Here is a 15,342-nt window from a genome sequence, read left to right as displayed (position 1 = left end):
CGCAGCCGCTCAGCGCTCGGCCGGGCGCTCCGCCACCGGCGCGGGCGTGGTCCCGGTGGCGACGCGGTTCTTCACGGCGGCCGGAGCGTGCGCCTGCAGCGGTTCCGTCGCGACGGCAAGCCAGCCGGTGGCCGGCAGCAGCGGCACCAGCAGCAGCGCGACGATGTTGATGATCTTGATCAGCGGGTTCACCGCGGGGCCGGCCGTGTCCTTGTACGGGTCGCCCACCGTGTCGCCCGTCACCGCGGCCTTGTGCGCATCGGAACCCTTGCCGCCGTGATTGCCGTCCTCGATGTATTTTTTCGCGTTGTCCCACGCGCCGCCGCCCGTCGTCATCGAGATCGCGACGAACAGGCCCGTGACGATCGTCCCCATCAGCATGCCGCCCAGCGCCGCGGGCCCCAGCAGCATGCCGACCAGGATAGGCACGATGACGGGCAGCAGCGACGGCACGATCATCTCGCGGATCGCCGACGCGGTCAGCATGTCGACGGCCTTGTCGTACTCGGGCCGGCCGCTGCCGTCCATGATGCCCTTGATGTCGCGGAACTGGCGCCGTACCTCGACGACGACGGCACCTGCCGCGCGGCCGACCGCTTCCATCGCCATCGCCCCGAACAGGTAGGGAATCAGGCCGCCGATGAAGAGGCCCACGATCACCATCGGGTTGGACAGGTCGAACGTCATCGACAGCTGGCGCGACTCCAGCGCGTGCGTGTAGTCGGCGAACAGCACCAGCGCGGCCAGCCCGGCCGAGCCGATCGCATAGCCTTTCGTGACGGCCTTCGTCGTGTTGCCGACGGCGTCCAGCGGATCGGTGATCGCGCGCACCGAGTCGGGCATGCCGGCCATCTCGGCGATGCCGCCGGCGTTGTCCGTCACCGGACCATACGCGTCCAGCGCAACGATGATGCCGGCCATCGACAGCATCGACGTGGCCGCGATCGCGATGCCGTACAGGCCCGCCAGCTTGTACGACACGAGGATCGCCACGCACACGGCCAGCACGGGCCACGCGGTCGACTTCATCGACACGCCCAGCCCGGCGATGATGTTGGTGCCGTGGCCCGTCGTCGACGCCTCGGCGATGTGGCGCACCGGCTTGAAGTCGGTACCCGTATAGAACTCGGTGATGTAGACCATCAGGCCCGTGAGCACGATGCCGACGACCGTCGCGCCCATCATCTGCCAGCGCATCGTGTCGTCGCTCCACAGCAGCCACGTGACGACGGCGAAACCGATCAGCGACAGGATCGCCGACCACCACAGCCCCGTGTACAGCGCGGACATGATCTTCTTGCCCGGCTTGGCCTTGACGAACAGGCAGCCGACGATCGAACCGAGGATCGACACGCCGCCCAGCAGCAGCGGATACAGGATCGCTTCGCGGGGTGCGTCCGTGATCATCAGGGCGCCCAGCAGCATCGTCGCGATCAAGGTCACGACATAGGTCTCGAACAGGTCGGCCGCCATGCCGGCGCAGTCGCCCACGTTGTCGCCCACGTTGTCGGCGATGACGGCGGGATTGCGCGGATCGTCCTCGGGAATGCCCGCCTCGACCTTGCCGACGAGGTCGGCGCCGACGTCGGCGCCCTTCGTGAAGATGCCCCCGCCCAGGCGCGCGAAGATCGAAATCAGCGACGCGCCGAACGCGAGGCCGATCAGCGGCTTGATCACGTCGTGCGGGGTCAGGTTGGTGGCGGGATAGGCGGTGCTGGCGAACGTCGTCAGCACCCAGTAGAACAGCGCCACGCCAAGGAGGCCCAGGCCGACCACCAGCAGGCCCGTGATCGCGCCGCCGCGGAAGGCCACGTTGAGCGCCTCGTTCATGCCGACGGACGCGGCCTGCGCCGTGCGCACATTGGCCCGCACCGACACGTTCATGCCGATGAAGCCGCACGCGCCGGACAGCACGGCACCGATCAGGAAGCCCAGCGCCGTATGGAAGCCGAGCATGAAGAAGATGGCGACGAGGAGAACGATGCCGACGATGCCGATCGTGCGGTACTGCCGCGCCAGGTAGGCGCCGGCGCCCTGCTGGATCGCCGTGGCGATCTCCTGCATGCGCGGATTGCCCGCGTCCTGCCGCAGGATCCAACTGCGCGACCACAGCCCGTACACCACCGCAATGACACCGCACGCCACCGCAAACCACAGACTCGCTGCCATATGTCCCCCTCTTCTAGCCAACGTTATCAAATCGGACTTCATCAAACCGCCACGCGGCGGCAACGAAACGATACAAACGAAAACTGGTGCGGCCGATAGGGGGCCGGCAAATAAAAAAAACGGACCGTTGCCGGTCCGTTTCAGGTTTTGTTATTGCGCGAGCGCGGCGAATGCGCGGTCGCGGATTTCCTCCACCGGGCCGACGCCTTCGATCTTGCGGTATTTTGGCGCGAGGGAGTCGCCCGATTTGGCCCATTCGTTGTAATAACCCAGCAGCACTTCCGTCTGGTTATGGTAAACGTCCAGGCGCTTCTTGACGGTCTCGGCCTTGTCGTCGTCGCGCTGCACCAGCGGTTCGCCGGTCACGTCGTCGACGCCGTCGACCTTCGGCGGGTTGAACTTCACGTGGTACACGCGGCCGGAGCCGGGGTGGCAACGGCGGCCATCCATGCGCTCGATGATCTGTTCGTCCGGCACGGCGATCTCCAGCACGTAGTCGATCTTCACGCCGGCATCCTTCATCGCGTCGGCCTGGGCGATCGTGCGCGGGAAGCCGTCGAACAGGTAGCCGTTCGCGCAGTCCGCTTCCTTCAGGCGGTCCTTCACCAGGCCGATGATGATGTCGTCGGATACCAGCTGCCCAGCGTCCATCACCTTCTTCGCCGCGATGCCCAGCTCGGTGCCCGCCTTGATGGCGGCGCGCAGCATGTCACCGGTCGAAATCTGAGGAATGTTGTACTTTTCCTTGATGAAGTTGGCCTGGGTGCCCTTGCCGGCGCCGGGAGCTCCTAACAGAATGAGACGCATGAAAATTCCTAAAACGATTTTAATAATATAGTGGTAAGTGTGTCAGGGTCGTGACGAAACTTACCACAAAACGCTGGACGAACGCCACTTTGCGAGCAGTTTTGACATGCAAAACTGCAAATGCTCAGACAAACTGAGCGCGCACGCGTTCCAGGTCTTCAGGCGTATCGACACCGGGGGCGGGCGCCGCGCCGGTGACATGCACGGCGATAGGATGGCCGTGCCACAGCACGCGCAGCTGTTCCAGCGCCTCGATGCCTTCGAGGGGCGACACGTCCAGCCGCGGATAGGCTTGCAGGAAGTCGTTGCGGTAGGCGTACAGGCCGATGTGGCGCAGCGGTTGGTAGCCGGGTGGCAGGATGTCCTTCGATTGCGCGAACGCGTCGCGTGCCCACGGGATCGTCGCGCGGCTGAAGTACAGCGCGCGGCCCGCCTTGTCCAGCACGACCTTGACGACGTTCGGATTGAAAGCTTCCCCGGCATCGGTCAGCGGGTGCGCGCAGGTGGCCATCGGCACGTCCGGCCCGATGCGGCTTGCGCATGCGGCCAGCAGGGCCGGGTCGATCAGCGGCTCGTCGCCCTGCAGGTTGACGACCACCTCGTTCGCGGCCAGGCCAAGCGCCTGCGCCACTTCGGCGATGCGGTCGGTGCCGGACGGGTGATCGGCGCGCGTCATGCGCACGTCGATGCCGTGCTGCCGGCATGCGTCTTCGATCGATGCGTGATCGGTGGCGACGATGATGCGCGCGGCGCCGGACAGCGCGGCACGTTCGGCCACGCGCACGACCATCGGCTTGCCGTGGATGTCGGCGAGGGGCTTGTTCGGCAGCCGGGTCGAGGCCAGGCGCGCGGGGATGATGACGGTGAAGGACACTGCTGCGGCGCGCCTTATTCCACAGCGTCCTGAAGCGTGCGGGCTTCGTCGGCCCACATGATCGGGATGCCGTCGCGGATCGGATAGGCCAGGCGGTCGCCGCGGCAGATCATCTCCTGGGCTTTCTTGTCGTATTCGAGCGGGCCCTTGCAAACGGGGCAGACCAGGATGTCAAGCAAACGTGCGTCCACGGCATTTCTCCACAATGTGTGCGGCCAGCGCGGCATCGATGCGCGCGCTGACGGGAACGACCCACAGGCGCGGATCGTTCCTCAGTTCTTCGATGTGTGCGCATTTTACTGCATCCTTCTCCGTCAACAAGATCAAGTCCGCGTCCAGCTGCGCGAACGGACGGTCGAGGAAGTCGTGGTGATCGGGCAGCGGCAGCTCCGCGAACGCGAGACCGGCGCCGGCCAGCATGCGGAAGAACCGGCCCGGGTTGCCGATGCCGGCCGCGGCGACGATCTTGCCGCCGCGCTGCGCCAGCTGCGCCAGCGGCATGCGCTCGCGCCGGTCGGCCAGGCGCTCGGCCACGTCGCCCGCCAGCGTCATCCGGTAAGGCGCGCCGCCGACGCTGGCCGCCAGCGCCGGCGTGATCTCCGTCGCATTGACGACGGTGAAGTCGCGCCGGCGCGCGGGCGGCTCGCGCAAGGGCCCGGCCGGCAACGTCCAGCCATTGCCGACGCCGCGGCCGTCGAACAGCACCACTTCGACATCGCGCGCAAGGGCGTAATGCTGCAGGCCATCGTCGGTGACGATCACGTCCACCTGCGGATGCGCGGCCAGCAGTGCCCTGCCCGCCTCGTGGCGGTCGCGGCAAACGAACACGGGGCAGCCGGCGCGGGTGGCGATCAGCACGGGCTCGTCGCCCACATCGCTCGGCGTCGACAGCGGCGTCACGGGCCGCGGCGCACTGCCCTTGCCGCCGAAGCCGCGCGAGATGACGCCCGGCGTGAAGCCAGCCGCGCGCAGCTGTTCGACGAGCCAGATCGTCAGCGGCGTCTTGCCGGTGCCGCCGATGAAGATATTGCCGACGACGACGACGGGTACCGGCAGCCTGCCGGATTTCAGCACGCCGGTGCGATACAGCAGCGCGCGCACGCCGGCCAGCGCGCGAAACAGCAGCGACACGGGATACAGCGCGCAGGCCAACGGGCCGCGGTGCAGCCAGGCGCGCGTCAGCGTGGATTCGAGCGTGCCCGCCATGTCAGGCGGCACGCGGTGGCAAGGGATGAGTCAAGGCGGAGATCACTGCGCAGGTTACTTTGCACTGCCCGTCTGCGCGGCGAACGTCAGCTTGCCGTAGCCGGCGATGCGCGCGGCCTCCATCACGTTGACGACCATCTGGTGCATCGCGAACTGGTCGGCATTGACGACGACGACCGGGTCGCTGCCCGGCTTCGCGGCGGCCTTCAACGTGGCGGCCAGGCCGGCCGGGTCGCGGAACGATACGGGCTGGCCATTGACCGTGTAGTTGCCCTTCGCGTCGACGGTCACGTCGATCTGGTTCGGCTGTTCGGCCGCCTTCCCGGCATCGGCCGTCGGCAGCGTGATCTGCAGCTCGGTGAAGCGGCTGTACGTGGTGCTGACCATCAGGAAGATCAGGATCACCAGCAGCACGTCGATGAACGGGATCAGGTTGATGTCCGGATCCTCGCGGCGCCGGCCCTTGCGGAAGTCCATGGTGCCGCCTCAGTTGCGCGCGCCGTGCACGACGTCGACGAAGCGCACCGCCTGCTGCTCCATCTGGATCACGAAGCTGTCCACCAGCGCGCGGAAGTGGCGGTAGAACACCAGCGTGGGCATGGCGATCGCCAGGCCGAATCCGGTGTTGTACAGCGCCACCGAGATGCCGTGCGCCAGCTGGGCCGGATTGGCGCCGGTGGGGTTTTGCGCGCCGAAGATCTCGATCATGCCGACGACGGTGCCGAACAGGCCCATCAGCGGCGCCAGCGTGGCGATCGTGCCCAGGGTCGTCAGGAAGCGTTCCAGCGTGTGGGCGACACCGCCGCCCGCCTCTTCGATCGATTCCTTCATCACGTCGCGCGGCGCATTCACGTTGCGCAGCGCGGCGGCCAGCACGGTGCCCAGCGGCGAACTGGTTTCCAGCTTCTCGATGATCTCCGGTGTGATATTGCCGCCGCGGTAGACCCGCGTGACTTCGTCGAGCAGGTTCGGCGGCAGGATCCGCGCGCGCCGCAACGTCAGCAGGCGTTCGATGATCAGCGCGGTCGCGACGATGGATGCGATCAGCAGCAGCCAGATCGGCCAGCCGGCAGCTTGGAAGATGGCGAGCAAAACTTACTCCTTGTGGAAAGCCCAGACGCGCAATGTAGCGTTTTGGCCGTGCTCCGGCAAGTGTGGACAGTTCGTGTGCCCGCCTGGCGAGGTTCTGCACAAATTCTGTGGAAAAGATTGTGCGCAAAGCCCCGCATTGATGCCAAGTACTTGATTTTACGTTGATTATTTTAGCTGCGCGTTTTTTGTGCAGCGTTTTTCCACGGCCGCGTCTGTGCGGTTCTTAACATTTTCTGTGGACAAAATTGTTGGCAACGGCCGCGCCGCACCCCTAAGGTACTGATATGAAAGGGAAAAATTTCCTTGCGCAAAAAGTTTGCAGCGGCACTACGCACAGTTCTTTTGAGAATGTTCGGTTCTGCACATAAACTGTTGATAAGATTGTTGGCAAGGCCATTGATGACAAGTAAAGTCTTTGATTTACAAGAGAAAAACAAGCCTGCTGAAAAACAATGCAGCGACAGAAAATTGCCGCTTTTCACGTTCCCGCGGGCGTCTTGTGCGCCTTCTGCACAAAAACTGTGGACAATATTGTGCGCAAGGCTGCCGGTATCCCGTAAACCCCTTGATTCGTAAGGAAAAAATGTCCTCGCACAAAAATTGGGCAGGCTGTTCGGGAGCAGGTGCGGCGCGAGTTCCGCCATCAGCGCCGCTGGAAGGCGCCGCCGATTCTTCACAACTTCTGTGGATAAAATTGTGGGGAAGCTGCACCCACCGGACTCAAGTCATTGATTTGTAACCAAAATGTTTTCGTGCGGAAATTTGCAGCAACGGCCCAGTTTGGTGCAAAGGTTCCCCACAAATTCTGTGGATATCTTTGTGCGTAAGAATCCCCCGCATCGGCAAAGTCCTTGATTTGTAAGACTATTCTTACGCTGCCCGCGAATGCAGCAGCCAGGTTTACCTTTTAAAATCAGCCCCTTAGAAAAACATCTTGCCGTTTCAGGCGAGATATGACATAAGCATGACCGCTTGATGACACTGTGGACAGCCTGCCCATGACTACCTACGACCGCCCCGATTCCGCCGCCGGCCAGAACGCCGTCATCACCGTCAGCGCCCTGAACCAAGCCGTCGCGCGGCTGCTGGAACGGAGTTTTCCACTGACGTGGATCGCTGGGGAAATCTCCAATTTCACGCGCGCCAGTTCCGGCCACTGGTACTTCACGTTGAAGGACGACGCGGCCCAGGTGCGCGCCGTGATGTTCCGCGGCCGCGCCCAGTACGCCGGCTTCGTGCCGCGCGAGGGCGACAAGGTCGAGGTGCGCGCGCTCGTCACGTTATACGGCCCGCGTGGCGACTACCAGATCAATGTCGAGGCGATCCGCCGCGCCGGCGTCGGCGCGCTGTTCGAGGCGTTCATGCGGCTGAAGGAACGGCTGTCCGCGGCCGGCCTGTTCGATGAGGACAGGAAGCGCGCCATCCCGCTGTTCGCCCGCACCATCGGCATCGTCACGAGTCCGCAGGCGGCCGCGCTGCGCGACGTGCTGACGGCGCTGCGCCGCCGCGCGCCGCATGTGAACATCGTGCTCTACCCCACGCTGGTGCAGGGCCAGCTGGCCGCAGAACAGATCGCGCTGGCGATCCGCACCGCATCGCACCGCGCCGAGTGCGACGTGCTGATCGTCTGCCGCGGCGGCGGCAGCATCGAGGACCTGTGGTGCTTCAACGACGAGCAGGTGGCGTATGCGATCGCCGAATGCAGCATGCCGGTGATCTCGGGCGTGGGCCACGAGACGGACTTCACGATCGCCGACTTCGCCGCCGACCTGCGCGCGGCGACGCCGACGGCGGCGGCCGAACTGGCCGCGACGCCCCGTGGCGACTGGCTCGCTTCGCTGCGTGCGGACGCGACGGACCTGCGCCGCGCGATGCGCCGCACGTTAAACGACGCTGCGCAAACGCTGGACAACCACAGCCGCCGGCTGCTGAGCCCAACGGCGCGGATCCGCCAGCAGCGCCTCGAGCTGCTGGCGCTCTCGACGGCGATGATGCATGCGAACCGCACGCCTTTGAACCAGGCCCGCCACACGCTGGAACGGCTGGCCGGCCGGCTGGCCGCGCAGCGCCCGGACACGCGCCCGGTGCGTGCCCACCTGGCCGCGCTGCAGCACCGCTGCACCGTCAACATCGGCGCGCGCGTGCAGCGCGAACGTGAAGCATTGGGCGCGCTGGCCGCGCAGCTGGAACTGCTCAATCCACAGCGCACATTGGAACGGGGTTACGCGATCGTCACGGACCGGCAAGGCACGATCCTGCGCTCGCCCGCGCAGCTGCAGCCGCGCACCACCGTCACCGTACGCTTGGCCGAAGGCAGTGCCGACGTCGACGTGGCAGGCGTACAGCCCACGCTGTAATCGTCCCGCGCCATATGGTAACCTTGGCCGAAGTTATAACCACGGGACAACAATGATAAAAAAAACAGTGGCGGCAGGGCCATCGACCCTGCTTGACGTCGCTCGGGAGGCCGGCGTCTCGCCTTCCACCGTCTCGCGCATCCTGAACGGCACGGCCCGCGTTTCCGACGACAAGCGGCAAGCCGTGATGAAGGCGATCGCGCGCACCAATTTCGCACCGAACCTGATGGCGCAAGGCCTCAAGAAGGGCCGCACGCACACGATCGGCATCATCGTGCAGGACATCTCGTCGCCGTTCTTCGACGAGACCTTGCACGGCATCGACGACGGCCTGAAAGGCACCGGCTACGCATCCGTGATCGTCACGGGCCACTGGAGCGCGCTGGAGGAAGCGGACCGCATCAGGCTGCTGCTGGCACGCAAGGTGGACGGCATCGTCCTGTTGTCCGGCAACCTGCCCGACGACGAACTGCTGCACTTCGCCACGCAGCGCCCGATCGTCGTCACCGGCCGCGCGCTCGATGCGTCGAACGCGCTGGGCTTCACGATGGATAACGAGCACGGCGCCTGGCTGGCCGTGCGCCACCTGATCGAGCTGGGCCACCGGCGCATCGCGTTCGTCGCGGGCCCGCCGAGCCACGCCGACGCGTCGGCCCGGCTGCGCGGCTACCGCAAGGCGCTGGAAGATGCCGGCATCGCCGTCGACCCGGCGCTCGTCGTCGAAGGTAATTTCCACGAAAACAGCGGTCTCATCGCGATCAACCACCTGTTCGAGACGCGCCAGGAATTCACCGCCGTGTTCGCGGCGAACGACCAGAGCGCGTACGGCGTGCGGCTGGCGCTGTACCGCAAGGGCGTGCGCGTGCCGGAAGACGTGTCGCTGGTGGGCTTTGACGACCTGCCCGGCTCGTCGTTCACGACGCCGCCGCTGACGACGGTGCGGCAGCCGCTGTACGAGATCGGCCTGACGGCGATTACGGCGCTGCTGCGGCTCATCAATGGCGACCGGGTGCCGACGCGGGTGCCGCCGGTCGAGCTGGTCGTGCGGGAAACCACGCGGCCCCACTGAAGCCGGGGCTTGCCGCGCGTTTGCCGCACATTTTGAGGGGGCTTTCGGCAAAGCCCCGGGCGACGCATTACAATGTTGGTCGTTTCGTCAAAATTACCCTTCTGTCTCGTTAAAAGGAAACACACATGGAACATACTCTGCCGCCCCTGCCCTACGCGAAGGACGCCCTGCAGCCGCACATCTCCCAGGAGACGCTGGAATACCACTACGGTAAGCACCACCAGGCGTATGTGACGAACCTGAACAACCTGATCAAGGGCACCGAGTTCGAGAACCTGTCCCTGGAAGAGATCATCAAGAAGTCCTCCGGCGGCATCTTCAACAACTCCGCGCAGGTGTGGAACCACACGTTCTTCTGGAACTGCATGAAGCCGAACGGCGGCGGCGCGCCGACCGGTGCCGTGGCCGATGCGATCACCGCCAAGTGGGGTTCGTTCGACAAGTTCAAGGAAGAGTTCAGCAAGTCCGCCGTCGGCAACTTCGGTTCCGGCTGGACCTGGCTGGTGAAGAAGGCCGACGGTTCCGTCGACATCGTCAACACGTCCAACGCCCAGACCCCGCTGACAACGGCCGACAAGCCGCTGCTGACCTGCGACGTATGGGAACACGCTTACTACATCGACTACCGCAACGCCCGTCCGAAGTTCGTGGAATCGTGGTGGAACACGGTCAACTGGGACTTCGTCAACCAGAACTTCGCCTGAATCAGGCAGTAGTGCAGTAACTCTGTACCCGGAAGCCCGCCCGCGCGGGCTTTTTTCATTGTAGGAGCCCCGATGAGCTATCTCGCTTCCCGCCACCGCTACGACGGCCCGATGCAGTACCGCACCTGCGGCAAGAGCGGCCTGAAACTGCCCGTGCTGTCGCTGGGCCTGTGGCACAACTTCGGCGACACGACCAGCATCGCCACGCAGCGCGAGATGCTGCGCACCAGTTTCGATCATGGCATCACCCACTTCGACCTCGCCAACAACTACGGGCCACCGTACGGCAGCGCCGAGACGAACTTCGGCCGCATCTTCCGCGACGACTTCAAGCCGTACCGCGACGAATTGATCATCTCCACGAAGGCCGGCTGGGACATGTGGCCCGGCCCGTACGGCCAGGGCGGCGGCTCGCGCAAGTACGTGCTGGCGAGCCTGGACCAGAGCCTGAAGCGCATGGGGCTGGACTACGTCGACATCTTCTATTCGCACCGCTTCGACCCGGACACGCCGCTGGAAGAAACGATGGCGGCGCTGGCCCATGCGGTCCACCAGGGCAAGGCGCTGTACGTGGGCGTGTCGTCGTATTCCGCCGCCAAGACCGAGGAAGCGCAGCGCCTGCTGGCCGACTGGAAGGTGCCCTGCCTGATCCACCAGCCGTCGTACAACATGCTCAACCGGTGGATCGAGACGGAAGGATTGCTCGACACGCTGGGCCGGCAAGGCATCGGCTGCATCACGTTCACGGCGCTGGCGCAGGGCATCCTCACGGACAAGTACCTGAACGGCATCCCGCAGGACGCGCGCGTCAACCGCCCCGGCGGCGGCTCGCTGCAGGCGTCGCACCTGACCGACGACAACCTGCGCCGCGTGCGCGGCCTGAACGACATCGCGCAAGCGCGCGGCCAGTCGCTGGCACAGATGGCGCTGGCCTGGGTACTGCGCGACCCGCGCATCACCTCCACCTTGATCGGCGCCTCGAACGCGGCGCAGATCCGCGAAAACATCGGTGCGCTGGCCCGGCTGGACTTCACGGCCGACGAACTGACGGCGATCGACGCGCTGGCGCAGGAGGGTGGCATCAACCTGTGGGCGGGGTCGTCGGCGAGCTGACACAACCACAGCTGAGCTCGTGTCCACCGTGGGGTCAACCCCGAAAACGGACACGGGCTCAGCGGTTAGTGGATGAGCTCGTGTCCGAAAATGGGGTTGACCCCAAGGTGGACACAGGCTCGTCAGTTGGCCGCGGTGGCGGCGGGCGCCGGCCGCAGCAGGTCGGCGATGCCGATGCGGTGGGCGAACTCTTCGCGGACGCGCTCGGCCACCTCCGTCACCGCGGCGGCGCCGTCGTCGATGAAGTCGACCACCGAGCGGAACGGGCGGGTGCCGTGCGGCAGGCCGACGATGCGGGCGATCTCGGCGCCCACGGCGGCGGGATCGGCTTCCGGCGGCGACAGCTCCGCCAGCCGCGCCCCCACCTGGTCCATCAGGCCGTCGTAGCGGGCGTAGGCGGCGGCCGTTTCCGTATCGGCGGGCCCGCCCGCTTTCGGGAAGTGGTCGGTGCCGGCCGTGAAGGCGCCGGGCACGACGATCGACGTTTCGATGCCGAAGCGCGCCAGCTCGTACGACAGGCTCACCGCCAACGAGTCCATCGCCGCCTTGGCCGCCGCGTACGGGCCCAGGAATGGCGGGAAGCCGCCCCGCACCGTGGTGCTGCTGACCCACAGCACGAGACCCTTCCGCTGGCGCCGCAGCACCGGCAGCACGGCGCGGTTGACGCGCTGGGTGCCGAGGAAGTTGGTGTCGAACACCTGTGTGATTTCTTCCGGCGTGAACGCTTCCGTCGGCCCGATCACGAGGTGGCCGGCGTTGTGGACGACGGCGTCCAGCCGGCCCCGCGCGGCGACGATCGCCTGCACCGCCGCATCGGCCGAGGCCTGCGACAGCACGTCCAGTTCGACGGCGCGCACGTCGGCTCCGTGTGCAAAGCCCCAGTCGCGCAGCTCGCGTGCCTTGGCCGCGTTGCGGCCGTCGATGTCGCGCATGCTGGCGTACACCGTGTGGCCCGCCAACGCCAGCGCGCGGACCGTATGCAGGCCGATGCCCGTGCCGGCACCGGTGACGAGGATGGTCAGCTGTTCCATGACGATGTCCTCCACGTCCGCATCAAACGTAGCCGCCGTTGGCGCGCAGCGTCTGGCCGTTGACCCACGTGCCCGGCTTCGCAAGGAACGCGACGACGTCCGCGATCTCGTCCGGCTCGCCGATGCGTTCCAGCGGCGCCAGCTTGGCCAGGCGGTCCACGTGCTCGGGCGTTTTCCCGTCCAGGAACAGGTCCGTCGCCGTCGGCCCCGGCGCCACCGCGTTGACGGTGATGGCCTTGCCGCGCAGCTCTTTCGCGAAGACCGCCGTCATCGTCTCGACCGCCGATTTCGTGGCGCTGTACACCGAGTAGCCGGGCATCGACAGGCCGATGATGCTGGTCGAGAAGTTGATGATGCGCCCGCCCTGCTGCAGCCGCGTGGCCGCTTCGCGCAGGCCGTTGAACGTGCCCTTCACGTTGACGGCGAACATGCGCTCGAACGTCGCGTCGTCCGTGTCGGCCAGGTGCGGCAGGTTCGCCGGCATCACGCCGGCATTGTTGACGAGGACGTCGACACGGCCGAAGCGCGCGATCGTCTCGTCGAACAGGCGGCGCACGGCGGCGCTGTCGGCGACGTCCGCCTGCACGGCCGCGGCCCGGCCGCCCCGCGCTTCGATCGCCGCGACGACCTTGCCCGCTTCCTGCGCGTTGCCGGCATAGTTGACGATGACCGCGTAGCCGTCGGCGGCGAGGCGCTGGGCGATGGCGGCGCCGATGCCGCGCGATGCTCCGGTAACGATGGCGACTTGTTGTTGCGTATTCATGGCGTTACTCCTTTTCAGTTGGGTGATGTGCTGCAGTGACGCCAGTATTGCTCATGCAATACCTTGAATAAATAAGGTAAGATCACTATCACTGTGCAAAATTTCTCAATAATATGGACCGATTCGATGCGATGAAGCTGTTCACGCGGATCGTCGAGCTGGGCAACTTCAGCAAGGCGGCCGATGACCTGAAACTGCCCGCGGCCACCGCCACCCACGCGATCCGCCAGCTGGAGGCGCGCCTGGGCATCCAGCTGCTGCACCGGACCACGCGCAAGGTGACGCCGACCACCGATGGCCAGGCCTATTACCAGCGCTGCCTGCGCATCCTGGCCGACGTCGAGGAAACCGAGGCGGGCTTCGGCCACCGCGGCGTGCTCCCGAAGGGCAGGCTGCGTGTCGACCTGCCCACGCTGGCGCGCTTCTACGTGCTGCCGCGGCTGCACGAATTCATGGACCGCTATCCCGGCATCGAGGTCGAAATCGGCATGGGCGACCGCTATGTGGACCTGATCGGCGAAGGCGTCGATTGCGTGCTGCGCGTGGGCGAGCTGCGCGACTCGAGCATGGTGGGCCGGCGCGTCGCGACGCTGGCGCAAGTCACGTGCGCCAGCGCGGCCTACATCGAACGGCACGGCACACCGGCGACGATCGACGAGCTGCAGCGCCACCAGGCCGTCAACTGGTACTCGATCGCGGCCGGCCGCATGCTGCCGTTCGAGTTCTTGGTCGATGGACAGCTGCGCGAGGTGCAGGTGCCCGGCCGCGTCACCGTCAGCACCGGCGAAGCCTACGTCGCCTGTTGTGCCGGTGGCCTCGGCTTCGCCCAACTGCCGCGCTACCACGTGCGCCAGATGCTGGCCGAGGGCACGCTGCGCGAAGTGCTGGCGCAGTGGCCGGCGCCGTCGTTGCCGGTGACTGTGCTGTACCCGCGCCAGCGTCAGCTGTCGCCGCGGGTGCGCGTGTTTGCCGACTGGCTGGCGGACGTGATGACGGCGGCAGCGTGAAGTTTTGACTGGCGGAATGGTGTGACGCGCAAGCTGGGCCGGCGGGTACGATAGCGGATCGACAACGAACGGTTACACGAGAAGGAGCTCAGCATGCGCTTGAAAGATATCTCGCAACAAGTCATCGTGATCACGGGCGCCACCAGCGGCATCGGCCTGACGACGGCCCGGATGGCCGCGTCCCGTGGCGCCAAGGTGGTCCTGGCCGCACGCGGCGAAGCGGCGCTGGAACAGCTGGAAGAGCAGCTGCGCCAGCGCGGCGCCGAGGCGCTGGCCGTGCCGACGGACGTCGGCAACAAGGACGAGGTCCACGCGCTCGCGCAGGCGGCCGTGAAGCGCTTCGGCCGCATCGACACGTGGGTCAATAATGCCGGCATCTCGATCTTCGGCCGCGCCGAGGACGTGTCCGAGGAAGACAACCACCGCCTGTTCCAGACCAATTTCTGGGGCGTCGTCAACGGCTCGCTGGAAGCGGTCAAGCACCTGAAGAAGGAAGGCGGCGCGTTGATCAACGTGGGCAGCGAACTGTCCGAGGTGGCGGTGCCGCTGCAGGGCATGTACGCGGCATCGAAGCATGCGGTGAAAGGCTATACGGATGCGCTGCGGATGGAGCTGGAGAAGGAAGGCGCACCCGTCTCCGTCACGCTGATCAAACCGGCCGCGATCGACACGATGTTCACCGTCCACGCAAAGAACTACATGGACGTGGAGCCGAAGCTGCCGCCGCCGATCTACCCGCCGGAGATGGTGGCCGAGGCGATCCTCGATGCGGCCCAGCATCCGAAGCGCGACGTGTTCGTCGGCGAGGCGGCACGGGCCAATGCGATCGGCGGCTTCCACCTGCCGCGCCTGTTCGACAAGATTGGCGAGCACATGATGTGGGACCAGCAGCGCACGAAGAAACCGTCGCGCTGGTTCCGCCGCGATGCGCTGCACAGCTCCGACCCGACGCAGGAATTGCAGCAGACGATGGGCAAGGCAACGATTCGCGAAGCGTCGCCCTACCGCCGCGTGAACTCGCCGCTGAAGCTGGCACTGCTGGGCGGCGGCGCACTGGTGGCCGCGTGGATGCTGACGCGCCAGGGCGGCAGCACCCAGCGGCCGAACACCTGATCCGCTCCTCCACGGCAAGCAGGCTGCGGCCTGCTTG

The 15,342-nt window shown here is 65.9% G+C and carries 16 protein-coding genes; 6 read left to right on the top strand and 10 right to left on the bottom strand.

Features of this window, described 5'->3' with window-relative positions; translation table 11 throughout:
- Window positions 1-9 precede the first annotated feature (9 nt).
- From IP92_RS03760 to IP92_RS03725, 8 genes are all read right to left on the bottom strand, one after another.
- Window positions 10-2,169: a sodium-translocating pyrophosphatase gene (locus IP92_RS03760; protein WP_145873145.1), complete on the bottom strand. Its 2,160-nt coding sequence runs from the start codon at window positions 2,167-2,169 to the stop codon at window positions 10-12.
- Between the two features lie 150 nt (window positions 2,170-2,319).
- Complete coding sequence (gene adk / locus IP92_RS03755) at window positions 2,320-2,976, bottom strand: adenylate kinase (RefSeq protein WP_145873144.1); 657 nt, start codon at window positions 2,974-2,976, stop codon at window positions 2,320-2,322.
- Window positions 2,977-3,100: 124 nt separating this feature from the next.
- The gene (gene kdsB / locus IP92_RS03750) at window positions 3,101-3,850 is read right to left on the bottom strand and encodes a 3-deoxy-manno-octulosonate cytidylyltransferase (protein ID WP_145873143.1); all 750 of its coding nucleotides are present in this window, start codon (window positions 3,848-3,850) and stop codon (window positions 3,101-3,103) included.
- A gap of 14 nt (window positions 3,851-3,864) precedes the next feature.
- Window positions 3,865-4,041: a Trm112 family protein gene (locus IP92_RS03745; protein ID WP_082219489.1), complete on the bottom strand. Its 177-nt coding sequence runs from the start codon at window positions 4,039-4,041 to the stop codon at window positions 3,865-3,867.
- Window positions 4,022-5,056: a tetraacyldisaccharide 4'-kinase gene (gene lpxK / locus IP92_RS03740; RefSeq protein ID WP_145873142.1), complete on the bottom strand. Its 1,035-nt coding sequence runs from the start codon at window positions 5,054-5,056 to the stop codon at window positions 4,022-4,024. The genes IP92_RS03745 and lpxK overlap by 20 nt, the downstream gene beginning before the upstream one ends.
- Before the next feature lie 54 nt (window positions 5,057-5,110).
- Window positions 5,111-5,533, bottom strand: a complete 423-nt coding sequence (locus tag IP92_RS03735; protein ID WP_145873141.1) for an ExbD/TolR family protein — start codon at window positions 5,531-5,533, stop codon at window positions 5,111-5,113.
- A gap of 9 nt (window positions 5,534-5,542) precedes the next feature.
- Entirely contained in the window at window positions 5,543-6,148 is a 606-nt protein-coding gene (locus tag IP92_RS03730) for a MotA/TolQ/ExbB proton channel family protein (RefSeq protein WP_145873140.1), read from the bottom strand.
- Window positions 6,149-6,318: 170 nt separating this feature from the next.
- A complete protein-coding gene (locus tag IP92_RS03725) occupies window positions 6,319-6,792 on the bottom strand; it encodes a hypothetical protein (protein ID WP_145873139.1) in 474 nt (157 codons plus the stop codon).
- Window positions 6,793-7,146: 354 nt separating this feature from the next.
- Here IP92_RS03725 and xseA point away from each other — a divergent pair, with 354 nt between their 5' ends.
- The 4 genes from xseA (at window position 7,147) to mgrA (ending at window position 11,391) form a co-directional block, all read left to right on the top strand.
- Complete coding sequence (gene xseA, locus IP92_RS03720; RefSeq protein ID WP_145873138.1) at window positions 7,147-8,505, top strand: exodeoxyribonuclease VII large subunit; 1,359 nt, start codon at window positions 7,147-7,149, stop codon at window positions 8,503-8,505.
- 52 nt (window positions 8,506-8,557) lie between these two features.
- On the top strand, window positions 8,558-9,574 hold the full coding sequence (locus IP92_RS03715; protein ID WP_145873137.1) for a LacI family DNA-binding transcriptional regulator: 1,017 nt from the start codon (window positions 8,558-8,560) through the stop codon (window positions 9,572-9,574).
- Between the two features lie 125 nt (window positions 9,575-9,699).
- Window positions 9,700-10,278 carry a superoxide dismutase [Fe] gene (gene sodB / locus IP92_RS03710; protein ID WP_145873136.1) on the top strand — a complete coding sequence of 193 codons (579 nt, stop codon included), beginning with the start codon at window positions 9,700-9,702 and terminating at the stop codon, window positions 10,276-10,278.
- A 72-nt stretch (window positions 10,279-10,350) separates the two neighbouring features.
- On the top strand, window positions 10,351-11,391 hold the full coding sequence (gene mgrA, locus IP92_RS03705) for an L-glyceraldehyde 3-phosphate reductase (protein WP_145873135.1): 1,041 nt from the start codon (window positions 10,351-10,353) through the stop codon (window positions 11,389-11,391).
- Between the two features lie 122 nt (window positions 11,392-11,513).
- Here the strand turns inward: mgrA and IP92_RS03700 are convergent, their stop codons facing one another.
- Window positions 11,514-12,422, bottom strand: a complete 909-nt coding sequence (locus IP92_RS03700) for an SDR family oxidoreductase (protein WP_145873134.1) — start codon at window positions 12,420-12,422, stop codon at window positions 11,514-11,516.
- A gap of 22 nt (window positions 12,423-12,444) precedes the next feature.
- A complete protein-coding gene (locus IP92_RS03695) occupies window positions 12,445-13,185 on the bottom strand; it encodes an SDR family oxidoreductase (RefSeq protein WP_145873133.1) in 741 nt (246 codons plus the stop codon).
- A gap of 113 nt (window positions 13,186-13,298) precedes the next feature.
- On the opposite strand from IP92_RS03695, the gene IP92_RS03690 reads away from it, so the two are divergent.
- On the top strand, window positions 13,299-14,192 hold the full coding sequence (locus IP92_RS03690; RefSeq protein WP_145873132.1) for a LysR family transcriptional regulator: 894 nt from the start codon (window positions 13,299-13,301) through the stop codon (window positions 14,190-14,192).
- Between the two features lie 93 nt (window positions 14,193-14,285).
- Window positions 14,286-15,305 carry an SDR family oxidoreductase gene (locus IP92_RS03685; protein ID WP_145873131.1) on the top strand — a complete coding sequence of 340 codons (1,020 nt, stop codon included), beginning with the start codon at window positions 14,286-14,288 and terminating at the stop codon, window positions 15,303-15,305.
- Window positions 15,306-15,342 lie beyond the last annotated feature (37 nt).

The sequence above is a fragment of the Pseudoduganella flava genome, from assembly GCF_007830495.1.
Lineage (GTDB): Bacteria > Pseudomonadota > Gammaproteobacteria > Burkholderiales > Burkholderiaceae_D > Rugamonas > Rugamonas flava.
Note: the sequence above shows the minus strand (reverse complement) of the source record. Positions and strands in the feature narration are given on the sequence as shown.